This window comes from Streptomyces sp. NPDC055955 (genome assembly GCF_042270245.1).
GTDB lineage: Bacteria > Actinomycetota > Actinomycetes > Streptomycetales > Streptomycetaceae > Streptomyces.
In genome coordinates this window covers 74967-101336 of the sequence record NZ_JBHJYS010000005.1, presented here as the reverse complement: position 1 = coordinate 101336, position 26370 = coordinate 74967, and the positions used below count along the sequence as shown (strand labels likewise).

The 26370-nt window shown below is 70.3% G+C and carries 23 protein-coding genes and 1 pseudogene; 12 read left to right on the top strand and 12 right to left on the bottom strand.

From position 1 onward, the window contains the following. Positions 1 to 179: 179 nt before the first annotated feature. Positions 180 to 1679, top strand: coding sequence for a hypothetical protein (locus tag ACFC96_RS11545; protein ID WP_376253354.1), 1500 nt, complete (start codon positions 180 to 182; stop codon positions 1677 to 1679). Between the two features lie 78 nt (positions 1680 to 1757). On the opposite strand, the gene ACFC96_RS11540 is transcribed toward ACFC96_RS11545, so the two are convergent. The 7 genes from ACFC96_RS11540 to ACFC96_RS11510 form a co-directional block, all read right to left on the bottom strand. Continuing rightward, positions 1758 to 3188, bottom strand: coding sequence for a PP2C family protein-serine/threonine phosphatase (locus ACFC96_RS11540; RefSeq protein WP_376253357.1), 1431 nt, complete (start codon positions 3186 to 3188; stop codon positions 1758 to 1760). Between the two features lie 150 nt (positions 3189 to 3338). Beyond that, positions 3339 to 4940, bottom strand: coding sequence for a glycoside hydrolase family 13 protein (locus ACFC96_RS11535; RefSeq protein ID WP_376611690.1), 1602 nt, complete (start codon positions 4938 to 4940; stop codon positions 3339 to 3341). A gap of 84 nt (positions 4941 to 5024) precedes the next feature. Continuing rightward, complete coding sequence (locus tag ACFC96_RS11530; RefSeq protein ID WP_376612283.1) at positions 5025 to 5900, bottom strand: carbohydrate ABC transporter permease; 876 nt, start codon at positions 5898 to 5900, stop codon at positions 5025 to 5027. Positions 5901 to 5932: 32 nt separating this feature from the next. After that, positions 5933 to 6880, bottom strand: a complete 948-nt coding sequence (locus tag ACFC96_RS11525; protein ID WP_376611688.1) for a carbohydrate ABC transporter permease — start codon at positions 6878 to 6880, stop codon at positions 5933 to 5935. A 30-nt stretch (positions 6881 to 6910) separates the two neighbouring features. After that, entirely contained in the window at positions 6911 to 8323 is a 1413-nt protein-coding gene (locus ACFC96_RS11520) for an extracellular solute-binding protein (protein WP_376611686.1), read from the bottom strand. A gap of 150 nt (positions 8324 to 8473) precedes the next feature. Then, entirely contained in the window at positions 8474 to 9496 is a 1023-nt protein-coding gene (locus ACFC96_RS11515; RefSeq protein ID WP_376253368.1) for a LacI family DNA-binding transcriptional regulator, read from the bottom strand. 135 nt (positions 9497 to 9631) lie between these two features. Next, positions 9632 to 10540, bottom strand: a complete 909-nt coding sequence (locus ACFC96_RS11510) for a TIGR03619 family F420-dependent LLM class oxidoreductase (protein ID WP_376611684.1) — start codon at positions 10538 to 10540, stop codon at positions 9632 to 9634. 677 nt (positions 10541 to 11217) lie between these two features. Between ACFC96_RS11510 and ACFC96_RS11505 the strand changes: the two genes are divergently transcribed. Together ACFC96_RS11505 and ACFC96_RS11500 are read left to right on the top strand one after the other, a co-directional pair. Next, positions 11218 to 11613: a nitroreductase/quinone reductase family protein gene (locus tag ACFC96_RS11505; protein ID WP_376611682.1), complete on the top strand. Its 396-nt coding sequence runs from the start codon at positions 11218 to 11220 to the stop codon at positions 11611 to 11613. A 181-nt stretch (positions 11614 to 11794) separates the two neighbouring features. Further along, positions 11795 to 12517, top strand: a complete 723-nt coding sequence (locus ACFC96_RS11500) for a PP2C family protein-serine/threonine phosphatase (protein ID WP_376253376.1) — start codon at positions 11795 to 11797, stop codon at positions 12515 to 12517. An 18-nt stretch (positions 12518 to 12535) separates the two neighbouring features. On the opposite strand, the gene ACFC96_RS11495 is transcribed toward ACFC96_RS11500, so the two are convergent. Next, entirely contained in the window at positions 12536 to 13135 is a 600-nt protein-coding gene (locus ACFC96_RS11495; RefSeq protein ID WP_376611680.1) for a DUF4232 domain-containing protein, read from the bottom strand. Between the two features lie 237 nt (positions 13136 to 13372). On the opposite strand from ACFC96_RS11495, the gene ACFC96_RS11490 reads away from it, so the two are divergent. From ACFC96_RS11490 to ACFC96_RS11480, 3 genes and pseudogenes are all read left to right on the top strand, one after another. Next, positions 13373 to 14047: a TetR/AcrR family transcriptional regulator gene (locus ACFC96_RS11490; RefSeq protein WP_376611678.1), complete on the top strand. Its 675-nt coding sequence runs from the start codon at positions 13373 to 13375 to the stop codon at positions 14045 to 14047. Between the two features lie 175 nt (positions 14048 to 14222). Further along, on the top strand, positions 14223 to 15830 hold the full coding sequence (locus tag ACFC96_RS11485; RefSeq protein WP_376253384.1) for an MDR family MFS transporter: 1608 nt from the start codon (positions 14223 to 14225) through the stop codon (positions 15828 to 15830). Between the two features lie 387 nt (positions 15831 to 16217). Beyond that, positions 16218 to 17507 (top strand): annotated as a pseudogene (locus ACFC96_RS11480) (RNA-guided endonuclease InsQ/TnpB family protein). On the opposite strand, the gene ACFC96_RS11475 reads toward ACFC96_RS11480, so the two are convergent. Then, the gene (locus tag ACFC96_RS11475; protein ID WP_376253386.1) at positions 17494 to 17964 is read right to left on the bottom strand and encodes a pyridoxamine 5'-phosphate oxidase family protein; all 471 of its coding nucleotides are present in this window, start codon (positions 17962 to 17964) and stop codon (positions 17494 to 17496) included. The pseudogene ACFC96_RS11480 and the gene ACFC96_RS11475 overlap by 14 nt on opposite strands. Before the next feature lie 271 nt (positions 17965 to 18235). On the opposite strand from ACFC96_RS11475, the gene ACFC96_RS11470 reads away from it, so the two are divergent. Then, the gene (locus ACFC96_RS11470) at positions 18236 to 19171 is read left to right on the top strand and encodes an SDR family oxidoreductase (protein ID WP_376253389.1); all 936 of its coding nucleotides are present in this window, start codon (positions 18236 to 18238) and stop codon (positions 19169 to 19171) included. 124 nt (positions 19172 to 19295) lie between these two features. Here ACFC96_RS11470 and ACFC96_RS11465 read toward each other — a convergent pair whose 3' ends face one another. Next, on the bottom strand, positions 19296 to 19514 hold the full coding sequence (locus tag ACFC96_RS11465) for a hypothetical protein (RefSeq protein ID WP_376253392.1): 219 nt from the start codon (positions 19512 to 19514) through the stop codon (positions 19296 to 19298). A gap of 253 nt (positions 19515 to 19767) precedes the next feature. Here ACFC96_RS11465 and ACFC96_RS11460 point away from each other — a divergent pair, with 253 nt between their 5' ends. From ACFC96_RS11460 to ACFC96_RS11445, 4 genes are all read left to right on the top strand, one after another. After that, positions 19768 to 20943, top strand: a complete 1176-nt coding sequence (locus ACFC96_RS11460; protein WP_376611676.1) for a hypothetical protein — start codon at positions 19768 to 19770, stop codon at positions 20941 to 20943. 610 nt (positions 20944 to 21553) lie between these two features. Further along, positions 21554 to 22048: a DUF5709 domain-containing protein gene (locus ACFC96_RS11455; RefSeq protein ID WP_376253398.1), complete on the top strand. Its 495-nt coding sequence runs from the start codon at positions 21554 to 21556 to the stop codon at positions 22046 to 22048. A 74-nt stretch (positions 22049 to 22122) separates the two neighbouring features. After that, positions 22123 to 23163 (top strand): Dyp-type peroxidase, encoded by a 1041-nt coding sequence (locus tag ACFC96_RS11450; RefSeq protein WP_376611674.1) that lies wholly within the window; start codon positions 22123 to 22125, stop codon positions 23161 to 23163. Then, on the top strand, positions 23160 to 23957 hold the full coding sequence (locus tag ACFC96_RS11445; protein WP_340460880.1) for a family 1 encapsulin nanocompartment shell protein: 798 nt from the start codon (positions 23160 to 23162) through the stop codon (positions 23955 to 23957). Before ACFC96_RS11450 ends, ACFC96_RS11445 begins: the two co-directional genes overlap by 4 nt. Positions 23958 to 23992: 35 nt before the next feature. Here ACFC96_RS11445 and ACFC96_RS11440 read toward each other — a convergent pair whose 3' ends face one another. Then, entirely contained in the window at positions 23993 to 24583 is a 591-nt protein-coding gene (locus tag ACFC96_RS11440; RefSeq protein ID WP_376611673.1) for a hypothetical protein, read from the bottom strand. A 16-nt stretch (positions 24584 to 24599) separates the two neighbouring features. Next, positions 24600 to 25535: a zinc metalloprotease HtpX gene (gene htpX / locus ACFC96_RS11435; RefSeq protein WP_340461051.1), complete on the bottom strand. Its 936-nt coding sequence runs from the start codon at positions 25533 to 25535 to the stop codon at positions 24600 to 24602. Between the two features lie 191 nt (positions 25536 to 25726). Here htpX and ACFC96_RS11430 point away from each other — a divergent pair, with 191 nt between their 5' ends. Next, entirely contained in the window at positions 25727 to 26221 is a 495-nt protein-coding gene (locus ACFC96_RS11430; RefSeq protein WP_376611671.1) for an NUDIX hydrolase, read from the top strand. Positions 26222 to 26370: the final 149 nt, after the last annotated feature.

Sequence of the window (26370 nt, the reverse complement as noted above, 5' to 3'; positions counted from 1 at the left end):
GAGCCGTGGTGCACCCTGGGGAGTGAGCCGCGGCAACCGGGTCGGGGTGGCGCATTCCTACCTGACACCCGGTGCCCACTGGCACACCATCTGGCGCACCCTGGCGAACCCTGGCGAATAGTCGCTCAGCAACTGACAGAGGGTTACTGTCAACTCAGCCGAGAACCTGGGGGCTTGACGTGAACGGACAACCCAACACCCGCCTGAACGACCTGTTCGGCCTCGCCGGCTGGTCCAAGGGGGAGCTCGCGAGGCTGGTCAACCGGCAGGCGGCGGCCATGGGCCACCCGCAGCTGGCGACCGACACCTCACGGGTGCGGCGTTGGATCGACATGGGAGAGATCCCGCGCGATCCGGTGCCACGGGTGCTGGCGGCGCTGTTCACCGAGCGACTCGGCCGTGTCGTGACCATCGAGGACCTCGGTCTGGTCCGGCACGGGCGCACCGGGAAACGGCGTGACGCCGGGGCTGTGGAACACCCCGACGGAATGCCATGGGCGCCCGAGCGGACTGCTGCGGTCCTCACCGAATTCACGGGAATGGACCTCATGCTCAACCGACGCGGCTTGGTGGGCGCGGGTGCCGCGCTTGCCGCAGGATCTGTACTCAGCGGCGCCATGCACGACTGGCTGCACACCGAACCGGCCCTCGCGGCCGACGCCCCACGTTTCGAAGACCCCCTGCACGCCGACCCCGCCGGGTACGACCGCTATGAGGCCGCCCCCATCGGGTCGCAGGAGATCGAGGAACTGGAGCGCTCCGTCGAGGTGTTCCGGGCCTGGGACGCGGCCCGCGGTGGCGGTCTGCAACGCAAGGCGGTGGTGGGCCAGCTCAATGAAGTGGGCGGCATGCTCAGCTACCGGCACCCCGACCATCTCCAGCGGCGCCTGTGGGGCGTCGCCGCCAACCTGGCCGTCCTCGCGGGCTGGATGTCCCACGACGTCGGCCTCGAACCCACGGCCCAGAAGTACTTCGTCATCGCCGCGCACGCGGCGCGGGAGGGCGGCGACCGGCCGCGCGCCGGGGAGGCCCTGTCCAGGGCGGCCCGTCAGATGGTGCACCTCGGCCGGCCCGACGACGCCCTCGACCTCATGAAGCTCGCCAAGTCCGGATCCGGCGACGAGACCCTGCCGCGTACCCGCGCCATGCTCTACACCATCGAGGCCTGGGCACAGGCGTCGATGGGCAAGGGCCAGGCCATGCGGCGCACCCTCGGCCAGGCGGAGGACCTCTTCGTCTCCGACAAGGGCGACGTGCCGCCGCCCAGCTGGATGCAGATGTTCGACGAGGCGGATCTGCACGGGATGCAGGCCCTGGCCTACCGCACCCTCGCCGACCACGAGCCGGCCGCGGCGACCACCGCGCAGCGTCATGCCAAGGAAGCCATCGAACTGCGGGCGAAGGGGCGGCAGCGGTCGCAGATCTTCGACTACATCTCGCTCGCGTCGGCCCTGTTCATCGCCGACGACCCGGAGCAGGCCGACCGGTACGCGCGCCTCGCGCTGGTGTCGATGGGGGCCAACTCCTCCCATCGCACCTGGGACCGGCTCCGCGAGATGTACCGGCTCACCGGGCAGTACGCGGGCTACCCGAAGATCGTGGACCTTCGTGAGGAGATCAAGCTCGCCCTGCCGAAGGCCCCCGGAAAGTCCACGGGAGGCACACGCGCCCAGGCGTGACCCCTCGGGGCACGCGGTCCGTCGTCCACACCTGCCCGTCTTCGACACATGACCGCATTCCACACATGACTGTCTGCGTCATGAGCCGATCCTGGCGACCAGCACACAGGCCTCGTCCGCGCGCTCGTACGTGGCGAACTCCTCGAAGACCGTCCGCACACAGTCCTGTGCGGTGGCGGCCTCGGCGAGTCGTGGCGCGAGATCGAGGAGCTTGTTCGCCGCCGCGGCGCCGCTGCGGTGGGGGACCAGTCCGTCGGTGTGCAACAGCAGAAGATCGCCGGCGCGGAGCGACTCCTCGGCCTGCCCGTACGTGGCACCGGGTGTCGCTCCGAGCAGCACGCCCTCCGGCGGCGTCAGCGCACGCCCCACCCCGTCGCGGAACAGCAGCGGGGCGGGGTGTCCCGCCTGCGCCCAGGTCAGGGTGCGCGACCGGGGGTCGTATCGGCAGCAGACCGCGCTGCCCAGGGACGGCTGCACCGAGGTGTCGGTCAGCTGGTTGAGCCAGCCCATCAGCTCGTCGGGGCGGGTCCCCGTGACGGCCAGGCCGCGCAGGGCGCCGAGGAGCATCGCCATGCCGGAGGTCACGGTCACGCCGTGTCCGGTCAGGCCGCCGACGCTCAACAGGGTCTGCCCGTCCGGCAGTTCGAGGGCGTCGTACCAGTCGCCGCCGACGAGCTCGCCCGTGGACGACGGCAGATGGCGGGCCGCGACGTCGAGGTCGTGCGGCGCCCCCTGGGAGAACCGCAGGGAGCCACGCCACGGCGGCAGTACGGCCTCCTGGAGCTCGACCGCGAGCCGGTGTTCCGTCTGCTCGATGTGGCGCCGGCGCTGGAGCGAGTCATGGGTCTCGCGTACGGTCCGCTGGGTGCGGCGCAGCTCGCTGACGTCGCGCAGGACCGCCCACATCGACGCGGTGGAGCCGTCGGCATCGAGCACGGGTTCGCCCATCATGTGCACCGTTCGGGCGGTGCCGTCGGCGTGCAGGATGCGGAACTCGCCGTCGATCGGCTTCCCCTCGATGAGGCAGTCCGTCACCATTCTGGTCAGCATGGCCTGGTCATCGGTGTGCACGACGGACGGCAGTTCGTCGAGGGTCAGCGGGGGTGCGGCCGGGCTGCGGCCGAGGATCTGGAACAGCTCGCCGGACCAGCTCGCCTCGTCGGTGAGGAGATTCCATTCGGCGCTGCCCACGCGGCTGAGCAGGGAACCGCTCTGCGGCTCGGCCGGCGCGGAGTCGCGTGCTTCGTGTCGTCGGGAGTCCATGGCCGGACGCGGTGGCCCGTCGCGCAGCTGCGCCAAGTGTTTGTCGAGGTCGCTGAGTTGGTGCACGGCCAGCTCGTAGAGGGCGCGCTGCCAGCGTCGCTCGGGGTCACCGTCGTCCGAGACGGCCTCGCGCCGCACGGCGTCGACGTCACCGAGCAGCCGACGCGTCTGCGTGATCAGCGCGTCGACCGAACCGTGCTCCGGCGGCTGGGCGGCGGGGCGGTCCGCGAAGACATGGGGTGACATGGCGTACTCCGATACAGGCGCGGCACGACCAAGAGTGACGGAAGGACCGGTAATGACTGTCGCACAGCCGGACAGGCCCCGTAAGGGGTTTGGCAACACCCGGTGCGGTGATGCTTCTGGCATATACCTAAGTCCTCCCGGGCGTGCCGTTCACGCGCGCAGCCACACCGCCGTGTCCCGCGGGAGCCGCCCCTCGTCGTCCAAGGGGCCACTGGTCAGCAGGAGACGTGCATGGGGCGGGAGCTCGGCCGCCGGATCGGCGAAGTTGACGACACAGACCAGGCCCTCGCCCCGGGCAAGGGCCAGCACGCCGGGGGGACCGGGGAGCCAGCGCATCGGCTCGTCACCGAAGCCAGGCTCCGAGCGACGCAGGCGCAGCGCCTCGCGGTAGAGCGAGAGCATGGAGTCGGGATCGGCTGCCTGGCGCGCGGCGGCGTAGGTCCCCCAGTTCGCCGGCTGCGGCAACCAGGGCTCCCCGCCCGACCCGAAGCCGTACGAAGAACCGTCCTGCGTCCAGGGCAGGGGCACCCGGCAGCCGTCGCGGCCCGGGTCGGTGCCGCCGGAGCGGAAGTGCATCGGGTCCTCGATGCGACCGGGCGGCACCTCGGCCTCGGGCAGGCCCAGCTCCTCCCCCTGATAGAGGTAGACGGCGCCCGGCAGGGCCAGCGACAGCAGAGCCGCCGCGCGCGCCCTGCGCGTGCCGAGCGCCAGGTCCGTGGGCGTGCCGAAGCGCTTCGCAGCGAACGCGAACGTCGTGTCCGTCCGGCCGTAGCGGGTCACGGTCCGTGTCACGTCGTGGTTGCACAGGACCCAGGTCGCGGGAGCCCCCACCGGCGCGTGGTGGGCCAGCGTCATGTCGATGGATTCGCGCAGTTCCGCAGCGTCCCACGGGCGGGACAGGAAGTCGAAGTTGAAGGCCGTGTGCAGCTCGTCGGGGCGCAGATAGCGCGAGAAGCGCTCGGGTTCGGGGACCCACAGCTCGCCGATGAGCACCCCGTCGTACTCGTCGGCGACGGCCCGCCAGGCGCGGTAGATCGTGTGCAGCTCGTCCCGGTCGACATAGCCGCTCGTGTCGTCCGCGGCGGCGTCCGCGAGCGCCGGGTCCTTGGCGAGCAGCGCCGCCGAGTCGACGCGTACGCCCGACGCGCCCCGTTGGAACCAGAACCGCAGCACCTCCTCGTGCTCGTGGCGTACGGAGGGATGCGCCCAGTTGAGGTCGGGCTGCTCGGGCGTGAAGAGATGCAGGTACCACTCGCCGTCGGGGACGCGGGTCCAGGTCCCGCCGGCGAACTGGGACGGCCAGTTGTTGGGCGGCAGTTCGCCGTGCGCGCCCCGGCCGGGCCGGAAGTGGAACAGTTCGCGCTCGGGGCTGCCGGGACCCGCTGCGAGCGCGGCCCTGAACCAGGCGTGCCGGTCGGAGACATGGTTGGGCACGACGTCGACGATGACGCGGATGCCGAGGTCGCGCGCCTCCTCGATGAGTTTCTCCGCCTCGGCGAGCGTGCCGAAGGACGGGTCGATCGCGCGGTAGTCGGCCACGTCGTAACCGCCGTCCGCCATCGGGGAGCGGTACCAGGGGGTGAACCAGATCGCGTCGATCCCCAGCCGGGCCAGGTGTGGCAGCCGGGCTCTGACCCCCGCGAGATCGCCCGTGCCGTCGCCGTCGCCGTCGGCGAAGCTGCGTACGTACACCTGGTAGATGGCGGCGGAACGCCACCAGTCGCCGGTGTCTGAGGAATGGGGGGCTGCCACGTAGAGGTCCTTTCGGGCAGGAGGGCGCGCCGGGGCGCGCCGTCACTGAGGCGGCGTACGGGGGGAGGGGAGGGGCAGCGGGCGTCAGCCCTTGAGGCCGCCCGCGGTGAGACCGCTCATGATGTTGCGCTGGAACAGCAGGAAGAGGATCAGAGTCGGCAGCGACGCGATGGTGAGCGCGGCGATCAGCCAGTTCTCCGGCACGCCGCTCGCCAGCGAGTAGATGCCGACGTTCAGGGTCTGCTTGCCGGGGTCGGGCAGCGTCAGCATCGGCCAGAGGAAGTCCTTCCACACGCCGACGACCGCGAAGATGGAGACGACGCCCAGGATGGGCCGTGAGATGGGCAGCACCACGGACCGCAGTGTGCGCAGCGCGGATGCCCCGTCGATGGACGCGGCGTCCAGCAGCTCCTGAGGGATCGAGTCGAAGAACCGCTTGAGCAGGAAGATGTTGAAGGCGTTGGTGACGGACGGCAGCCAGATCACCCAGGGGCTGTTGAGCAGATTGCGCTCGAAGACCGGCACGTCGAGGACGGTCAGGTACTGGGGGACGACCAGGACCGTCGCCGGGATCATCAGCGTCGCCAGCATCATGGCGAGGATGACGTTGCCGAACAGGGGACGCAGCTTGGACAGCGAGTAGGCCGCGGCGACGTCGAGGACGAGCTGGAAGGCGAGCGCGCCGAACGCGTAGTACAACGTGTTGCCGAGGAGCTTCGCCAGATCCATCACCCGCCACGCGTCCCCGTAGTTGCCGGGGTGCACGCTGGTGGGTACGAGCGTCGGCGGTGCCTTGACGAACTCCTGCGTGGTCTTGAGGCCGCCGCTGACCATCCAGTACATCGGTCCCAGGAAGACCAGCGTGAACAGGACCATCACCAGGGCGAAGACGCACCAGTAGACGACCTTGCCGCGCCGTCTGCCGAGCTGGGCCGGCGAGATCAGGGTCCGGGGGCGCATCGTGTCGGTAGCCATGTGAACTCCCGTGCCGGTCAGTCTTCTCGGGTGCGGCTGAGGCGGACGTACACTGCGGAGAACCCCGCGAGCAGGACGAGCAGGACCAGGCCGAGGGCCGCCGCTCCGCCGTAGTTGTTGAAGTTGAAGGCGTACTGGTAGATGAGGTAGACGACGGTCATGGTCGACCCCTCGGGGCCCGCGCCGTTGGTGAGCAGGAACGGCTCGGTGAAGACCTGCATCGTGGCGATGATCTGCATCAGGAACATCAGCGAGAGGATCAGCCTCGTCTGAGGGATCGTCACATGCCAGATCTTGCGCCACAGTCCGGCGCCGTCCAGCTCCGCGGCCTCGTACAGCTCGCCGGGGATGCCCTGGAGCGCGGCGAGATAGATCAGGGTCGCGCCGCCCATGTTCATCCAGGTCGCCGCGATGACCACGGAGATCATCGCCGTGCTCGTCGACTGCAGCCACTGCTGGTCGGGTATCCCGAAGATGCCGATGATCCGGTTGAACAGCCCGTAGCCGGGGTCGTAGAAGTACTTGAACAGCAGGACCGAGGCGACCGGCGGAAGCATCACCGGCAAGTAGACGAGCATTCTCAAGTAGCCCTGGCCGTGCCGGAACTCATTGAGCAGGACCGCCACGAGGAAGGGCACCGCGAAGCCCAGCACGAGCGCGAGTCCTGTGAACAGGAGGGTGTTGCGCCAGGCCTGCCAGAACGCCGGGTCGTTGAAGACGTAGGAGAGGTTGGACCAGCCGGCCCAGGTGGTTCTGCCGTCCTTGTTCTTCTGGAAGGCCAGGAAGAACTCCCTGACCATCGGATACCAGGAGAAGAAGGAGAAGCAGAGCACCGCGCCGATCAGGAAGCCGTGGGCGGAGAGATTGCGCTGCACCGCTCGGGCCAACGGGCCGCGCTGCACCGGGAGTTGGTGCGGCGCACGCGCGGGCGCCGGCGAGCTCTTGGACACGGTGGGGGCCGACATGGTCGCTCCTCGGGATGCCGGTGCCGTGGGCTACTGGTTGGCCAGCACCTGGTTGACCTGCCGCTCCGCGGTGGCGAGCAGCTTGTCCACGTCGGCGTTGCGGTTGGTGAGGACGCCCGACATCACGTTGTCGAGGACCTTGTAGATCTCCTGTGCCTTCGGCGGCTCCGCCTTGCCGGGCACAGTGTTAGCCAGGAACGGCTTGAAGTTCTCGACGGGCATCGTCGCGTTCTCCGTACGGGACGCGAGGTCCTTGGCCTTGGTGGCACCGGTGAAGAAGTTCGGCTGCGGCAGGCCCACGGGGAGTTTGTCCGCCTTGGTGCGGTCCCACTGGAACTGGCCCTTGCCCGGGGTGAGGGTCTTGAAGTTGAGCCAGGCGACGGCCGCCTTGATCTTGTCGGGCGAGGAGCCCTTCTTGATCATGTAGTCGTTGCCCCCGAAGAGCGTGGTCCTGCCACCGGGGATCGGGCCCATCCCGAAGTTCTCGTACTTGGCGCCCAGTTGCTGGACCATGTACGTGATGTCGTCGGGGGCGGCGAGGAACATGCCGAGCTTGTCGGAGGCGATCTGCTTCTGGAGGTCGCCCCACTTCAGCAGCTGCGTCCTGCCCATGCTGTCGTCCTTCCAGCGCATGTCGTGCAGCTGCTGGGCGACCTGCTTGCCGGTGGCGTCGTTGAACGCGGCCTTCTTGCCGTCGGCGGAGACGACGTCGGCGCCGAGGCCGTACATCGCTGCGGTGAAGTGCCACCCGCCGGTGTTCTCCGCGCTGTACTCGCCGTAACCGGAGATGCCGTTGCCGAGGCCGGCGATCTTCTTGGCGGCGGTGCGGACCTCTTCCCAGGTCGTCGGCGGCTTGTCCGGGTCGAGGCCGGCGCGCTCGAAGAGCTTGCGGTTGATCAGCAGGCCCATCGTGTAGTTGCTGGTGGGCAGACCGTAGAGCTTGCCGTCCTTCTTGAGGACGCCGAGGACGTTCCCGTCGATGGAGTCCAGCGCCGGCACGGTCTTGGGCGTGACGTAGGCGGTGATGTCCGCGGCGCCGTCGTTGTCGAGCACCTGCTGGAGATCGGTGAAGTACGTGTAGAAGACGTCCGGTTGGGACTTCGCCTTGAGCTGGGCGGTGAAGCGGGCGGGTTCCTCGCACTGGCCCGGCGTGGACTTCCCGTTGATCGTGACGTTCGGGTACTTCTTGTTGAACTCCTTGACGTCCTCCTTCCACTCCCTGAGCTCGGCCGCCTTCGCCGCCGGCGGCATGCAGTCGATGGTGAGCGTGACCTTGGTCTTCGGATCCAGGGGGGCCGATATGTCGGCCTTCGAGCCACCGCCCGACCCGCTGTTGTCGTCGCTGCTGCTGGTGCCGCAGGCGGCGAGGGAGGTCAGGGTGAGCACGGCGGCGACCGCGGCCGCGGAGCTACGGCGGGTGGGGCGGAACCAGGAGCTTCTCATCGGTGGTCCCCTTCGGGCATGAGCATGGAGGGCCCACGGCTGACGACAACCGCAGGAACGCCCACGGCTGCCGCGCAGCCGGGGCGCGGCACACTCAACCACCGCGAACAGGTGCCCGCAATATGTCGTGCAGACTCTGCAAAAAATTGACTATGCCTCGGTTGTCCCGGACGGGGCCTGTGCCGTGGAGCCGCGTACCACCAGTTCGGGCTCGAACAGCAGCTCACCGGGCGTCACCGAGCCGCCCTGGATCTGCGTGACGAGCAGCTCGACGGCGGCCCGGCCCATCGCCTCGATCGGCTGGCGCATGGTGGTGAGGGGCGGCTCCGTGCAATTCATGAACGCCGAGTCGTCGTACCCGACCACCGAGATGTCGTCCGGCACCCGCAGCCCCTCGCGCCGCGCGGCCCGCACCGCGCCGAGCGCCAGCGGGTCGCTCGCGCAGATGATGCCCGTGATGCCGCGCCGCATGAGGCGCGCAGCCGCCGCCTGGCCGCCCTCCAGGGAGAACATGGCCCGCTCGACCGCGTCCTCGGGCAGTGTCCCGCCGGCTGCCCGCACCACGCTCCGCGCGGCGGCGAGTTTGCGTTTCGACGGCACATGGTCGTCCGGGCCGAGCACGAGCCCGATGCGTTCGTGACCCAGCAAGGACAGGTGCCGCCAGGCCTGCTCGACCGCGACGGCGTCGTCGCACGCCACGCACGGGAAGCCGAGGTCCTCGATCGCCGCGTTCACGAGGACGACGGGGACCTTGCGTTCCGAGAGCAGCCGGTAGTGCTCGTGCCGGGCGTCCGCCTGGGCGAACTGGCCGCCCGCGAAGACCACGCCGGACACCTGCTGCTGGAGCAGCAGTTCCACGTAGTCCGCCTCGGAGACCCCGCCGTTGGTCTGGGTGCACAGGACGGGGGTGAGGCCCTGCTGGGCGAGCGCGCCGCCGATCACGTCCGCGAACGCGGGAAAGATCGGGTTCTGCAGTTCCGGCAGGACGAGCCCGACCAGGCGCGCGCGCTCGCCGCGCAGCTGGGTCGGCCGCTCGTAGCCCAGGACGTCCAGGGCCGTGAGCACGGCCTGCCGGGTGGCCTCCGAGACGCCGGGCTTGTTGTTGAGCACCCGGCTGACCGTCGCCTCGCTGACGCCGACCTTCTGTGCCACCTGCGCAAGTCTCCGTGTCATGGAACGCAAGATTAGCGCAAGAATTGCAGTCTGCTTGCGTAAGGTCGGTGACGGATGCCCAGGGCGCGGAGACAGGCGCCCTGGGCCCGGGTTCCGTCCGCCGAGGGGCGGCCGGACGGCCTGCGGATCCTGACGTCAGCGCACGTCGCCCGTGGCCGGATCGACGACCTTCTCCACGAGGAGTTCCAGGACGCGGCGGTCCTCGTCGGCCGTGGCGCGTGCGGCCGGGCCGCCCGGGTAGGTGTCGAACAGCACGTGCGTGGCGCCGAGTTCGGCCAGCATGTGAAGGTCTGAGCGGACCTGTTCGACGCTGCCGTGGCCGAGCGGGCGGTCATCGGTGTCGGGCCGCTCCTCGAGCGCGATCTGCAGTCGCGGCACGAGCTCCGGCACGGGCCGGCCGGCCTTCTCGGCCTCGGCGGCCACGACCGGCAGCTTCGCGCGCAGGCCCTGAAGGGTCGGCATGAAGGGGTGCCATCCCTCGCCCAGGCGCGCGGCCCTGCGCAGCGCGGCGGGCGAGTCGCCGCCGACCCAGACCGGCAGCTGCGCGGCAGAGGGTGCGGGGGCCGTACGGATGCCCTCGTACGAGACGTAGCGCCCCTCGAAGGTGCACGGGTCCTGCGCCCAGGCGGCGCGGATCGCGGCCAGGTACTCGTCGGTGATGGCGCCGCGCTCCTCGAACGGGACGCCCAGCGCGCGGTACTCGGCGGCCGACCAGCCGACGCCCGCGCCGAGGATGAAACCGGCGTCGTTGAGCTGGTCGATGTTGGCCGCGAGCCGCGCCGTCTGGAGCGGGTGCCGGTACGGGATGACGGTGATGGTCGTGCCGAGCCGGAGCCCCGGGACCCGCCCCGCGAGATGCGCGGCCAGGACGAACTGGTCGTAGAACGGGGCGGGGTACACCTCGTGCACGTCGGGGGTGACGGCTATGTGGTCGGAGATCATCGCGAATGTGAAGCCCAGCGCGCGGGCGTCCGTCGCCTGGCGCTCGAGGGATCGCGGGGTCGTGCCGGAGCCGAAGTTGAGAAGGTTCACGCCGAATCGCATGATCCTCAGTCTTGATGGTCATGGGCGGGCTTGTCGAACCGGGGTTGCCGAAGGCGGGTTGGGGGCAACTCGGGTCCACCCCTGGTGCGCCGCGGGGTCGGCGTGCCCGCAGGGCACGGGAGCGCAGGTGTGTGCACAGGTGCAGGAACCCGGCGTCAACAGGCCCGCCTCGGCCTCGTAGTTGCCGCCGCCCGCGAAGCGCACCCAGCGCCCTTCATCTGGATCACGCCGGGGTCGAGGGGCATGATGCCGCGCCTCGCGGCGTTGTCGTCAGTCGCCGACGCTCCGCTTCCGCTGCTGCCTCGGCCTTGCGACGCACGGCTTCTTCCTCGGCCTTGCGACGCACGGCGCCATGCCCCGCTCCCTGGTCCGGTCCGGTCCGATCCGGACGGAAGGCCCTCGGGCGTCCAGCCCCGGCAGCCGGTGTCCTCCTGGGTGGCGGACTGTCAGGTGTTCTCCGCGGCGCGGTCCCGGTGCGTCGCCCTGGATCTCGGTGACGAACCAGGGGGCTGCGCCGCCCAGTTCCGACCGGCCGACCACGGGGGAACAGGGCAGCGGCTCGCGCGGACCGGGGCGTGGCCGTGCGTGAGGCCGCAGCAAAGGCGCCTCGCCTGACCCGGTCCCGCCGGGTCACCTAGAGTGCGGCGGGTGGTCACAGTGTCGGTGGAAGGACGCGTATGTCGCGGTATCGCGAGTTCAAGTTCAGGGCCGTGACGTCGTTCCAGCGGCGTATCGGCAACCCCCTTCTCTCCCGGCTCCCCGGCCAGATCCTGCTGGAGACCACCGGCCGCACGTCCGGGCTGCCCCGGCGGACACCGGTCGGCGGTCGCCTGGTCGGCCGTGAGTTCTGGTGGGTGTCCGAGTACGGCGACAAGTCGCAGTACGTACGCAACATCCGGGCCGACCCCAAGGTCCGCGTCCGGATCAAGGGGCGCTGGCACACGGGTACGGCCCATCCGCTTCCGGAGGACGACGCCCGCGCGCGGCTGAAGGACCTGCCGCGGTACAACAGCGCCGCCGTGCGCGCCCTCGGCACGAACCTGCTGACACTGCGGGCCGACCTCACCGACTGAGGGGCCCGCGGTGCGGTGAGGTGAACTGGAGTGTGCCGGAGCCGAGTTGACGGTCTCGGGGCGGCGGGATCCGATGGGGTGGATTCGGTGACGATCGGTTACCGGGCGCGCTCGACTGGCTACACTTGCGCGGCACGTCACGTCGGGCAGCTCGTCCGGCCGCACCCCGGAAGGTCCCTGCATGACTGCCCGTTCCCAGCCGGTCTCTCCTCTCCCCGAGCGGGTCGGCGCGCTGCGCGTCAGCGCCCGGCACCTGGCGAACGCCGCCGTCGCGCCGGTGGAGAGAAGCCCCGGGGGAGCGGGCGGCGACGTGTACGGAGCCGTCGAATCCCCTTACGGCACCCGTCTGTTGATGGGTGACGTCATGGGCAAAGGCGGCGCGCTCGCGCGCATCGCGGACAACGTCTTACGCGCCTGGCGTGATCTCGCCGCCTGCGAGGCACGGTTGGAGGGCATCGCCGTACGGCTGCACTCGCTGGTCGCGCACTCGGACGAACCCGACCGCTTCGTCACGGCGACCCTGCTCAGCGTCGAGTCCGACGGATCCGCCCAACTGGTCTGCTGCGGACACCCGCCGCCCGTCCTGCTGCGCGACGGCGCCGCCGTCCACGCGGCGGTCCCCGCGCCCGCGCCGCCGCTCGGCCTGCTCGACCTCCACTCCGGATGGTGCGCCGCCCAGCCGGTGCCGGCCACCGCCTGGGAGTGCATGCTGCTCTACACGGACGGGGTGAGCGAGGCCAGGGACGCGCGCGGTGCGTTCTATCCGCTGGCCGAGCGGGCCGCCGCCCTGGGGAACGCGGCCCTCGAAGACTTCACCGACGCCCTCGCCGCCGACCTGCTGCGCCACGCGGAGGGCCGGCTCCAGGACGACGCCTCGCTGCTCGCGGTGCGCGCCGCGGCCTGATGCCGGGCGGGCGAGGGGTCAGACCTGCAGGATCCCGGCGCCGTCGGACTCGGCCAGAGCCTCGTCCGCGCGGGCCGGGGTCGTCTGCCACAGAGTCGTCACCGGCATCCAGACACGCAGCCCGCCCGGCTCGGAGAGTGAGGCGGCGGTGAATTTCTTGCCGTCGTGTTCCGGATTCGTCGCCACCACGACGTAGCCGACCGACCGGACGTCGCTGTCACCGCTCGCGGAGTCGCTGTCACCGCTCGCGGACAGCGACCGCACGACGGCGTGGGCCGTCTTCCCGGCGTCGAGCTTGTACGTGGAGCTGCCGGAGAGCGGGAACGGGACGGCGGCCCCGTCCAGATCGCCGTACGTGACCAGCGGCACGCGGTCCACGAGGCAGGCGCGCGAGGAGTGGTTCTTGACGCTCAGGCGCAGGACGTGGTCCTGACCCGACGCGGCAGCCTTCAACGTCAGCGCGTTCTCCGCGCAGGGCTTGAGGGCGGCGGCCGGTGCCGCGGCGGGGTGCGTGGGGCGGATGTCGGTCGACGCGGCGGCGGCCACGCCGGTGGCGGCCCCGGTGGCGGACACCAGCAGCGCGGCGGCGGAGGCGGCAAGGACGGTGCGAGTGAGCATCAGTCTGATCTCCCGGCGGACAGTGGCTGTCGCATTTCACCCGAAATAACGCTTATGGAGCGTATCTCGAATGGCCGCGTCTGCCCACGTCGGCGCCCGCGCCGTTGACGAGACCGCCGGGGGCAGGGGTTCGCGGGCGCCCGGATCGAGGTGTGGCGGGCGCCCGGATCCGGGTGTGACGGCCGCCCGAATGCAGTGCGCGCAAACATTGCAGAGTGTGCAAGAATCTTCGGCGTGATGACATCAGGCACCGCGGCGTCGGCGGTCCGCGAGCAGGCGCCGGCCGAAGGGCTGCGCGCCCGGCGACGGCGCCAGACCCGGGCCGAACTGCACGCCGCCACGGTCCGCCTGGCCCGTGAACACGGCCTCGAACACGTCACGGTCGAGATGATCAGCAAGGAGGCCGGGGTCTCCCCGCGGACCTTCTTCAACTACTTCCGCACCAAGGAGACCGCCCTCTTCGCCTGGCCCGGCGGCCTGACCGAGGCCGAGGCGGAGCAGTTCGTCTCCGCGCCCGGCCGCGGCCCCGACGCCGTGCTGCGGGACCTGGGCGACGTCTTCGCCACGCACGTCGACGAGATGCCGCCCGGCGCCGGAGTGTTCGAGGATGTCCTCGCCGTCGTCGAGAAGGTGCCCTCGGCCCTCGGCGCGTTCCTCGCCGAGTGCGACGCGCTCGAACGGGACCTCGCCGGCACCATCGCCCGCCGCACCGGAGACGCCCCCGACGGGCAGACCGTCGCGCTGCTCGCGGGAATCGCCATGACCGCCGTACGCAACGGCCTCATGCGAGGGGTCCGCGACGCGCGGCATCCCGACGGCCCCGCGGCCTCGGTGCGCGACTCCTTCACCGCTCTGCGCGGCCTCCTCGCCCCGGCGCACACCCCACACGCCACCACCGAGCGGGAGGCCTGAGGCGCGGCTCCCGCAGCGCGACCCGGCCGCCGCCCCCACGGCGCCGGTGCGAGCGCTCCCCGCGCAAGGCCCCCAGCGACTTTCCACCCCAAAGCCCCGAAGACTCCCCGAACTCCCCGGGCGGCGACCGCTCGCGCGCCGCGCATTCCATCCCTTCACGTACGGAGACCTGAGCATGACCCACGCCCCCGCACCGGCGGGCACCGATCCGGCCCCTGAGGACGGAATGGACAAGCCGCACAACTTCGGGCTGATCTTCGGCGCGCTGATGCTGACGATGCTGCTCGGCGCGCTCGACCAGACCATCGTCAGTACCGCCCTGCCCACCATCGTCGGCGAGCTCAACGGCATCGAGCACATGGCGTGGATCACCACCGCGTACATCCTCGCCGCCACCATCGGCATGCCGGTCTACGGCAAGCTCGGCGACCTCATGGGCCGCAAGAACATATTCCTCGCGGGCATCGCGCTCTTCCTGGTCGGCTCCGTGGTCTGCGGGCTCGCCCCGAACATGGGCACGCTCGTCGCGGGCCGCGCCCTCCAGGGCCTGGGCGGCGGCGGCCTCATGATCACCTCGCAGGCGATCATCGCCGACCTCGTACCGCCCCGGGAACGCGCCAAGTACATGGCCCCCATGGGCGCCGTGTTCGGTCTCTCCTCGGTCGTCGGGCCGCTGCTCGGTGGCTGGTTCACCGACGAGCACTCGTGGCGCTGGGCGTTCTGGGTCAACCTGCCGCTCGGCGTCCTCGCCTTCTTCGTCGCGGCCGTCGCGATCAAGCTGCCGCGCAAGGCCGTCAAGGTCACCCTCGACTACCTCGGCACCGCACTGATGGCCGCCGCCGTCACCTGCACCGTGCTGTTCGCCAGCTGGGGCGGCACGCAGTACGACTGGTCCGACCCGCTGGTCATCGGGCTCGGCATCGGCGCGGTCGTCGCCTGGGTGCTGTTCTTCGTCGCCGAGAAGCGGGCCGCCGAGCCGGTCATCCCGCTGCACCTCTTCCGCAGCCCGATCTTCAACGTCGCCACGCTCCTCGGCATGATCGTGATCGGCCTCGGCATGTTCGCGATCGTCGGCTACATGCCCACGTATCTCCAGATGGTCTACGGCAAGACGGCCACCGAGTCGGGGCTGCTGCTCATCCCGATGGTCGTCGGCATCATGGCCACGGCGCTGCCGTCCGGCGCGATCATGAGCAAGACCGGCCGCTACAAGATCTATCCGATCGTCGGCACGGTCGTCATCATGCTCGTCGCGTTCCTGATGTCCCGCCTCGACGTGAACGACCCCGTCTGGCTGGTCTGCCTGTACGTCGGACTCGCGGGCGCCGGTGTCGGCCTGATGATGCAGACGCTCGTACTCGCCGTGCAGAACGACTTCCCGGGCGCCGAGGTCGGCACCGCCACCTCCGCGAACAACTTCTTCCGCGAGATCGGCGCCACCCTGGGCACCGCTGTCGTCGGCGCGGTCTTCGCCAGCCGCCTCACCGACCAGCTCGCCACGCGCCTGCCGGCGAACGCCGCATCGAAGGTCGGCGACAGCGACTCGCTGACGCCCGCGCTGGTACGGGCCCTGCCGGCCGACCTGCGCGCCACGGTCGTCTCCTCGTACCAGGAGGCACTCGTTCCGATCTTCCTGTACCTGGTGCCCGTCTTCGCGGTCGGTCTCGTCCTCGCCTTCGTCCTGAAGGAGAAGCCGCTCGCCGACAACGAGGACTGGCACGCCGAGAACGAGACGGCGCGGCCGGGCGGTGAGGAGAAGGAACTGGAGCCTGCCGCCGGCTGAGCCGGTTAGACCCGGCCGAGTGTGTGGCACCGGGCGCGCCCGTCGGAGGTCTCTTCGGCGGGCGCGTTCCGCGTTGTCCGGTGCGGTCGTGCGGTCGTGCGGTCGTGCGGTCGTGCGGCTGTGCTGGGTGGGCTGCCGTTGTGGGGCTCGGCTTGTGGCCGGATCCGCGGTCTGCTCTCAACTCGGCCATCGGTGCGGGTGGTTCAGCGTGCTCTTGCGAGGAACCCCGGGGATTCACCCCCGGGAGGAATCGCATCCGATGACGGCGATGCGGAGCATAGCCGCGGCAACGGGCGCGGCGCACGCAAGAAACCGGGCCCCAGTGCCCGGTGAGGAATGTGCACTGTTCGAATGCCGGTACGCCAGGCGGCGGGTAGCGTCACGGTCGTGAAGTTGACCGTGCAGGTGAAACTCCTGCCGACGCCCGTGCAGGCGTCGGCACTTGAGCAAACCCTGCATGCCTGCAATGAGGCCGCGACCTGGGTGTCGTCCGTGGCGTTCGAGAAGGGCATCAAGCGCAACTTCGCCCTGCGTGAGCACACCTACGGCCAGGTCAAGGAGCGGTGGAACCTGGGTGCGCAGGCTGCTCAGCATGTCATCAAGAAGACCTGCGACGCCTACACCACGCTCAAGGCGAACCTGACGGCAGGACACCTCGGCAAGCCGGGCTCGCAGCGTTACCGGCGGGCCACCGAAAAGCCGATCGCTTTCCGCCCGACGGGCGGGCAGCCGTATGACGACCGGATGCTGTCCTGGCAGTACGCGGAGCGCACGGTGTCGATCTGGACCCTGTCCGGCCGCATGAAGCAAGTGGCGTTCACCGCCGCCCCCGAACATCTGGCCCGTCTGGCCCTGTACCGCAAGGGCGAGTCGGACCTGTTGTTCCGCGACGGGATGTGGTTCCTTACCGCTACCTGCGAGGTCCCCGAGACCGAACTCGACACCAGCGTCACCCAGTTTCTGGGGGTCGATCTGGGGATCGTGAACATCGCGACCACCTCGGACGGCCAGATCATGGCCGGACGCCGCCTGAACCGCGGGCGTCTGCGCGAACGCACCCTGCGGCACAAACTCCAGCGCAAGAACACCCCGTCCGCCAAACGCCGGTTGAAGAGGCGGCGTCGTAAGGAGGCGCGGCGGGCGCGGGACATCAACCATAAGATCGCGAAGCATGTGGTGGCCGAGGCAGAACGCACCGGACGCGGAATCGCCCTGGAAGACCTCACGGGCATCCGCGCGCGGGTACGGCTTCGCAAGCCCCAACGGGCCACCCTCCACTCCTGGGCCTTTGCCCAGCTCGGAGATTTCATCGCGTACAAGGCCCGCAAGGCGGGGGTGCCGGTGGTGCACGTCGATCCGGCGTACACCTCGCGCACCTGCGCCGAGTGCGGGTACATCGACAAGGCGAACCGGGCCAGTCAGGCCCGTTTCGTGTGCCGGTCCTGCGGATTCGTTGATCACGCAGACCGATGGGGGTACCCCCTGCTCGAACGTAGTTGAGAGCTTGGGGGAGGCTCCCGCAACATCCGCCACCGTGCGGAAGAGTTGTGGCGACGCGGGGCGCAGTCAACCGCCCCAGTCCCGCCCCCGAAGAACGGGCGCGGGACAGGACGCAAACGCAGCGCCACAGCCAGTGGCGCCCGTTGTGCAAGCCCGGGACCTTTCAGTCCCAGGTGATTGACTCGTCGATCCACTCGCCGTCCCGCATCAGATCCCGTCCCGCCAGCTCGTTGGCCTCCCGCCAGGCCTGGACTCGCCGCGGTGCGACGCGGAAATAGAGGTACTCCGAGCTCAGCGTGCGCGGGTCGAAGCCTGTCTTCTCCGCGAACGCGTCCTTGACGTCGTCCGGGAGTTCGGCGGCCGTCAGCGTCTGCGCCGTGCCCTCGATCATGACGACGTCACGCGTCGGGCCGACGCCGAGCCGGGCCCGCCCCGTGGCCCGCAGATTGCGTCCCGTGGGACTGGCTGCCGGAGTGGCGAGCAGCAGCGTCGTACCGTCCCACAGGAACGACAGCGGTACGAGATACGGCGTCGCGCTCTCCTCGTCGGCCGTGGCCACCCATACGTCCTCGTCGCGTTCGAGCCTGTCGAGGGTGTCCTGCTTGCGCTGCTTCGCGGTCCGGGCGGGTGGCATCGGCGTCTCCCTGTCGCATCGGGCGGATTCCCTGGTCACTGTTATGACACGGGCCGGCCCTGGAATGTGACGGATGGACGAGAACGCGATCCTCGTCCTGGCCGGCATGCGCGGCATCCGCTTGATTCAGGGCTTGCGCGGCATCAGCGGCATGCGTGTCGTGGCCGTCATCCGCTCAGTAATGGCGACACTCGGTGTCGTGATTTCGGGTCATGCTCGAACCGGGGGCGGGCCGCGGCGGTCCGTCCGGCAGCAGCGAGGAGGCGGCTCCATGACGCAGGAACCCGGGACCGGAAGTGCCCGGCTGGACGGCAAGGTCGCCCTCGTGGCGGGCGCGACCCGTGGCGCGGGACGAGGCATCGCCGTGGAACTCGGCGCGGCCGGCGCCACGGTGTACGTGACCGGCCGCACCACGCGGGCCCGGCGCTCCGAGTACGACCGGCCGGAGACCATCGAGGACACGGCGGACCTGGTGACCGCGGCCGGCGGGCGCGGTGTCGCCGTGCCCACCGACCACCTCGACCCCACCCAGGTCAGGGCACTCGTCGACCGCATCGCCACCGAACAGGGGCGGCTCGATGTGCTGGTCAACGACATCTGGGGCGGTGAGAACCTCTTCGCCTGGGACACCCCCGTCTGGGAGCACGACCTCGACGACGGGCTTCGCCTGCTCCGCCTCGCCGTCGACACGCACGCCATCACCAGCCACCACGCGCTGCCGCTCCTGCTCCGCAACCCCGGTGGTCTCGTCGTCGAGGTGACCGACGGCACGGCCGAGTACAACCGCGACAACTACCGCGTCTCGTTCTTCTACGACCTGGCCAAGAGCTCCGTCCTGCGCATGGGCTTCGCCCTCGGGCACGAACTGGGCCCACGCGGCGCGACAGCCCTCGCCCTCACCCCGGGCTGGCTCCGGTCGGAGATCATGCTCGGCCACTTCGGCGTCACCGAGGAGAACTGGCGCGACGCCTTGGAACAGATGCCGCACTTCGCCATCTCCGAGACCCCGTTCTACGTCGGCCGGGCCGTCGCCGCGCTCGCCGCCGACCCCGAAGTGGCCCGCTGGAACGGGCAGTCGACGTCCAGCGGGGCGCTTGCCCAGGTGTACGGCTTCACCGATGTCGACGGGAGCCGGCCCGACGCCTGGCGCTATCTCGTCGAGGTACAGGACCCGGGCAAGCCGGCTGACGCGAGCTCTTACCGCTGACGCTGGGGTCTGGGTCTGGGTCTGGGTCTGGGTCTGGGTCCGGGGGAGGGGTGTGGGGTCCGGTGGGGCGTCGGGCGTGGGTTCGGTGGCGCCTTTCAGATCTGCGACGGCCACACCTTCGTGTTCAGATCTGGGCCGGCCACACCTTGGTACCGCCGCCCCGCCACTCCACCAGCTCGGGGTCGTCCAGCCGTGCGTCCTCCAGGCCCGCTCGCCGCAGGAACTCGAGCACGTCCTCCTGTCCGGTCGCCAGCCCGGCGTCCTCGCCGCGGATGGTCACCCGGCGGCCGCCGGGCTGGGAGGCGTGCACGATCACAGGGGGAAATCCTTCAGGTTCGTCCATAGTCCTCAGCTTCCGTGACGTGAATCGGCTCCGCACCCGCACAGGGCACCGGGGCCGGACGCGTGGCGTGCGTCGCGGTCGGCCGCGGGGCGGAACGGGGCGGCGTGGCTCGTTCTCGTTCCGCCCACAATGACGTAACCCTCACGCGTGCGGCGGCCACTTCCCGATTGCGTCCAAATCGCCCTGTATTGACCCCAGTCGAGGTCTTGCCACCGGTCACCCGTGACAGAGAAGGACCAGTTACGGTGCTGTTGTGGTGATCACTCAGCAGGACAACGGGGAACAGGCAGTGACCGGGACCGCGCTGCTCCTTGCGGCCGCTCCGGCGAACAAGAGCTGCCTCATCGACGCGACGTCCGTCCTTCCCGCGCTCGCGGCCGTACCGCCCGGTGTGCTGACCGGCACCGCCGCCGCGACCGTCGTGGAACTCGCCGACCCCGTCGACCCGCAGACCGTCCTGACCCGCATCCGTACCGCGGCCGCCGCGCCCGGCCCCCTCGTCCTGTACGTGACCGGGCAGCTCCATCTCGATCACCGTCAGCGTCTGCTGCATCTCGCCCTGGCCCGTACGACGCCGTCGACCCTGCGGTACACGGCCCTGCCCTGGCACTGGCTCACCGGCGAACTCGCGCTGCGGCGGCCCGACACCACCACTGTGGTCCTCGATCTGGTGGCCGACGGTGACGCCTGGGGGCAGGTGCGGGACGGGGGGTTCGGTGTGGGGCCCGGGGTTCGGCTGTTCGGGCGGGTCTCGCCCCCGCCTCCGCGGCGTTCCACTGCCGTGCCCGGCTATCTCAAGACCTATGCGTCGACATGGCGCAACGGGCACCGTCCGCCGCTTGCGCACCTGCACGCTCAGGCGGCCGGGGAGGCCGGTCCGGGCGACGCGGTGTTCCTCGCGGTCGACGGTGGGCCGGGGAGCGTGGCCATGGCTCCCCAGTCGCCCGTGCCGGCCCCTCGGCAAGAGGCGGCGCCGGTCGTCGAGGCTCGCCCCGATGCCGATCCGCACCCGGCGATCCTCGCCGCCGCGCAGTCCGGGCGGCACGGTGAGGCCGCGGCCCTCGCCGCCATGTGGGAGAGCACCGCTCTGCGCACGCGTGGCGCGGGGTCGCCGGAGGCGCTCCACTGGCTCGAGGTGCGTGCGGATCTCGCCCGGCTCGCGCAGGATCCCGGACGTAGTTGCGAGCTGTGGACGGCTGCGGCGGAGGCTCGGCTGGCGCGCGGGCAGGCGACGGATTCGGACGATGTCGAGGCCGCCGTGGATCGCGCCCATCATCAGTGGGAGCAGCTGCGCGATCCCGCGCAGGCCCGTGCGCTTGCCGCGTCTCTCACGCGGTTGCGGCGTGCGGTTCCCGGGCGGCGGCCCGGGGCGCTCGAGGCGATCGGCCGGCGGATCTCGGCGCTGGAGAACGTGGCTGCGTCGCCGTGACGGACGGGTGGGTGGGGGTGCCGGTGTCCAGTTCGGTGCGTGTCGGCTTTGACCGTTGTGCTTTTGGGTGCGGGGCCGCGGGGGCATGTACGTGCTCGCTGTTCTACGGATGCACGTCGGCGAGCTGATCGCCGGTACGTGGTGCTGGTGGCTGCGCGCGCACATGCCCCCACGTCCCCTCCCGTCTGTGAGCGGCTGATCGCCGGTGGGACTCGCTGTTTTTCCGGGCCGCGTCTCGTACGCGGCCCATCGCTCGGTGGGCTTCCTTTCTTGGCTGGCCTGTTCGGCGTGTGGGGTGGGGCATGACGTAGTTCATGGAGCGGGGTGCGGAATGGGGAATTCCCGGGGGTGCTTCGTCGTTGACTCAGGCGTGGACGTGGATGGAGCTGTGTCCCCGGGCCTCATCTCATTCGCCTGCAAGGACGATCGTTCGGCTGATGCCTTGTGGAGCCCCCGCCGCGAGGCGACCGCCATCCGCGCCCACCCGGACCGCCCCGGCCGTGATCCCCCGTCACGGTCGGGGCACCTTCGTGTCCGGGATCCTTCAGCAGGACGTGCCGCCCTCTCGCCGCACACAATGGAGGCAGAGGCCACCGCTGAAGGAGGCGACGTGGACATCGACGATCAAGGGCGGGGAGACGACGTCTACCAGCCCGACGGGTCCGAGGTCCAGGACGACGAGGGTCTCCTCGACCAGGAGGACACCCTGCTCGGCGGCGGCGTCACCGATCCGCTCGACGAGGGCTATTCGCCGCCCGAGCGGCCCTGGGGGGTCGAGCACACCGGTGTCACCTGCACGGAGCAGCGGCTCGGCGAGACGCTCGACGAGCGTCTTTCGGAGGAGGTCCCCGACCTCGTCGTGCCGGAGGACGACGGCATCGGCGACACCTGGGACACCGACGGCGAACCGCTCGACGACGAGGTGGGTGCCGAGCGCTCCGGTCGGCTCGTGGCGCCCGATGAAGGGGTGCGCAAGGACAAGGAGGGCGAGCTGTTCGCCGAGGACGTCGGGATCGACGGTGCGGCCGCGTCAGCCGAGGAGGCCGCGATGCACCTCGTGGAGGACGTCCGCAGAGGGCGTGACCCGCGGCGGGTCACCGACTGACCGTGCGGGAGAGGTGAGCCCGGCTTAGTGTGACGGAAGTCAGCCGACTGCATTGCACCCCTGCGGGAGAGCCAGTGACGCAAACGCAGCCCGTCTTGGCGCCGTACTCGACAGCGGCCCTCTTTCTCGTGGTGACCACTGCACCCGGCGCCGAACCCCGCGTACGCGACCAGCTCGGTGGGTTGAACGGGCTGCTGCGGTCGGTCTCGTTCCGCTCTCCCGACTCGTTCCTGGCGTGCACCGTCGGCATCGGTTCTGTTGTCTGGGACCGGTTGTTCGGCGGGCCGCGGCCCGCCGGACTGCATCCCTTTCGTGAGCTGAACGGCGATCGGCACCGGGCCGTCGCCACTCCGGGGGATCTGCTCTTCCATCTGCGGGCACGGCGCATGGACCTCTGTTTCGAGCTGGCCGGCCACATCGTCGGGCAGCTCGGCGACGCCGCGACCGTCGTCGACGAGGTGCACGGCTTCAACTACTTCGACGACCGGGACCTGCTCGGGTTCGTCGACGGCAGCGAGAACCCGACCGGTGACGCGGCACGCTCTGCCGTGTTCATCGGCGATGAGGACGCCCCGTTCGCGGGCGGCAGTTACGTCGTGGTGCAGAAGTATCTCCACGACATGGCTGCCTGGAACGCCCTGTCGACGGAGGAGCAGGAGAAGGTCATCGGCCGTTCGAAGGCCGACAACATCGAGATGTCCGACGAGACCAAGCCCGCCGACTCCCACGTCGCCCTCAACACCATCACCGAGGACGGCGAGGAGCGGAAGATCGTCCGCCAGAACATGCCGTTCGGGACCCTGGGACGTGGCGAGTTCGGGACGTACTTCATCGGGTACGCGCGGACCCCCGCGGTCACCGAGCAGATGCTCGAGAACATGTTCATCGGCAGCCCTCCCGGCAACACCGACCGGATCCTCGACTTCTCCACCGCCGTCACGGGAAACCTGTTCTTCGTTCCCGCCGCAGACTTCCTCGACAACCTGCCGGACCCGCCCGCCCTGCCGGACGCCGCACGCGAAGTTCCCGCCCCTGCCGCGTCACCGCAGCCCGTCGTCGCCCCGCCCGACGGCTCGTTGGGCATCGGCGGCCTCAAAGGAGCCCCCGCGTCATGAACAATCTGCACCGCGAACTCGCCCCCATCAGCGAAGCCGCCTGGGCGGAGATCGAGCAAGAGGCCGGCCGCACGTTCCAGCGCCATGTCGCGGGACGCCGCGTCCTCGACGTCACCGGCCCCGACGGGCTCGAACTCGCCGCCGTCGGCACCGGGCATCTGCGGTCCGTCACCCCGCCCGCACCGGGAGTCATGGCGCGGCTGCGCGAGGCCCAGCCGCTGGTCGAACTGCGCGTCCCCTTCACCGTCAGCCGCGAGGCCGTGGACGACGTCGCGCGTGGCTCGAACGACTCCGACTGGCAGCCGGTCAAGGACGCGGCCCGCACCATGGCGTTCGCCGAGGACCAGGCCATCTTCGACGGCTACGCCGCGGCGCAGATCGAGGGCGTCCGCGAGCGCACGTCCAACCCCGTTCTGAGTCTGCCGGCCGAACCCCGCGACTACCCCGACACCATCGCGAGGGCCCTGACAGCCTTGCGCCTCGCCGGCGTCGACGGACCCTACTCGCTGCTGCTCGGCGCCGAGGCGTACACGGCGGTCAGCGAGACCACCGACCACGGATTTCCCGTGTCCGGCCACATCGCCCGGCTCCTGGACGGCGACCTGATCTGGGCACCCGCGATCAACGGCGCCTTCGTCCTGTCCACCCGCGGCGGGGACTACGAACTCCGCATCGGCCAGGATCTCTCGATCGGCTACACCTCGCACGACGCGACCGGCGTCGAGCTGTACTTCCAGGAGACGCTGACCTTCCTGATGTACACGGACGAGGCGGTCGTCGCTCTGCGGGCGTGACGGCGGGCGTTCTCGTCGTGGTCGGGGAGGTCGCGTCAGGTCCTGGACTCCTCCAGGCCGGGTGCGCCCCACACCGGGAACCAGCGTTCCAGGTCCGGTTCGATGTGGAGGTCGTCGCCGATCACCGCGCGTACGCGCAGTTCCAGGGCGTTGTCGCGCCGTTCTCCGGGGAGCGGCGCGAAGGGGTAGAACGTGCCCCGCTTGTAGAGGTAGACGAGCGCCAGCGAGTGACCCTCCGCATTGCGGAAGCCGGCCAGGGAGCAGAGGAGCTGGGGGCCGAAGCCGTTGCCCTCGAGTGTGGAGTTCACCGCGTGCAGATCGCCGACCAGTGCCGGGAGATCCGAGGGGGAGCGTCGGGAGAGCAGCCAGGTGTAGCCGTATTCGTCCCGGCTGAACTCCACCGTGGCGCCACGCTGCGTATCGGCGTTCAGCAGGTCCCCCACGTCCTCGCGGATCGTGTCGAAGGCCGTTCCCTCCACGGTCGTGAAGCACACCGAGCCCAGCCCGGTCGGCGTGAACCCGGCGGCCGCCTCCAGGGTGATCGCGGCCGACGGGAGGGCGAAGAGCCGGTCGAGGTCGGGCGGGGCGGGCCTGGTGCGCCCGAGCAGGATGTCCAGGAAGCCCATGTGGATCCCTTCGGGCTCAGGCCGGGCGGCCGAGGTCGGCGGAGATCGCCGCCAGCTGGGCGAGGCGTTGTTCGAGCGAGGGGTGCGTGGAGAAGAGCCGGGGCAGCGGGGCGTTCTTCGACAGCGCGGGGATGAAGTAGAACGCGTTGAACGCGCGGGCCGTCCGCAGATCCTTGCTCGGGATGCGGGCGATGTCCCCGTCGAGCTTGGTCAGCGCGGACGCCAGCGCCGACGGCCGGCCGGTGAGCAGTGCCGCGGCCCGGTCGGCGGCCAGCTCCCGGTACCGGGACAGTGCCCGGATGAGGACGAAGCTGATCGCGTAGACGGCGATCGAGACGCCCATGACCACCGCGAGGACCACCAGCGTGTTCTGGTCGCTCCTGCGGCGGCCGCCGAGCAGCTCGGAGTAGAACGCGAAGCGCACGACGATACCGGCGACCACACCGAGGAACGAGGCCACGGTGATCACGGCGACGTCGCGGTGCGCCACGTGGGAGAGCTCGTGCGCGAGGACGCCCTCCAGCTCGTCGGGCTCCAGACGGCGCAGCAGGCCCGTGGTCACGCACACCACCGCGTGATCGGCGTTGCGACCGGTGGCGAAGGCGTTCGGCAGGTCGGTGCCGGCGATGGCCACCCGCGGTTTCGGCATGTCGGCGGTCGCGCACAGCCGGTCGATGACGCCGTGCAGCTGGGGCTCCTCCTCACGGGTCACGATGCGCCCGTGCATGGCGTACAGGGCGATCCGGTCGGAGAACCAGTACTGCGACCCGAGGAGTCCCGCGGCGATCACGACGACCAGGAGCGTCGACTTGAGCAGGACCAGGAGCGCGGCGATGAACGCCACGTACAGCAGGCCCAGCAGGAACACGGTGACCAGCATGCGCGCGGTCAGCTGCCGGTCGGCCTTGAACCGGCTCCCTCCGGCCTTGAGGGTGGTTGCCACAGCCGTCACCGCCTTCGCTCCGCGGTGCGCGCCGCCGTACGGGCCGCTCACGCGGAGCGGGACGGCGGTGCGCTCACCTTCCACGATGCCACTTACCGGGACCCTTGCGACCAGTGGCGCACAGACGCTGTCGGTTCCTTGTCAGCCCCTGCTCCCGCCGTCCCTGCCAGGGCGCGTCGGCATCGCTCTAGAGTGGCGCCATGCCGCCGCGCGAGAGTGACGAACGGATCGCCGTGACACCTGAACCTCCCGTGATGAAGCCGGGTGAGGTGTGGACCGTGGGTGCCGTGATCCTCAATGCGCGGGGGCAGGCCTTCGCGCAGCGGCGAAGCCCTGACCGGCGCCTCTTTCCCGACACGTGGGACGTCGTCGGCGGCCATGTCGAGCCCGGCGAGAGCCTGCTCGGCGCGCTGGCCCGCGAGATCGAGGAGGAGACGGGGTGGCGCCTGCGGCGGGTGAGCGCGTTCCTCGGTGTCTCGACGTGGACCGGCGACGACGGTGGCGGCCGACGGCACGAGGCCGACTGGGTCGTCGAGGTCGACGGGGATCTGGACCGGCCCGCCCTGGAGTGGTCCAAGCACTCCGCGTACGGCTGGTTCGGCGCCGCCGATCTGGACCGGCTCAAGGAGAACTGCGGGCCGGGCGAGTTCCTGGTCCACGACCTGATCGCCCGCGTTCTGCTCGGCACGCGTTAGGGCTTTTCGTTTGGATCTTGCCGGGCCCGCGGGTGCCGGTACCGCGCCTCGCGGCGTGGTCGTCGGTCGCCGACGCTCCGCCTGGGCTCCTTCGTCCGCCTTGCGATGTACGGCGCCGGGACCCGCTCCCTGGTCCGGCCTGATCCGAA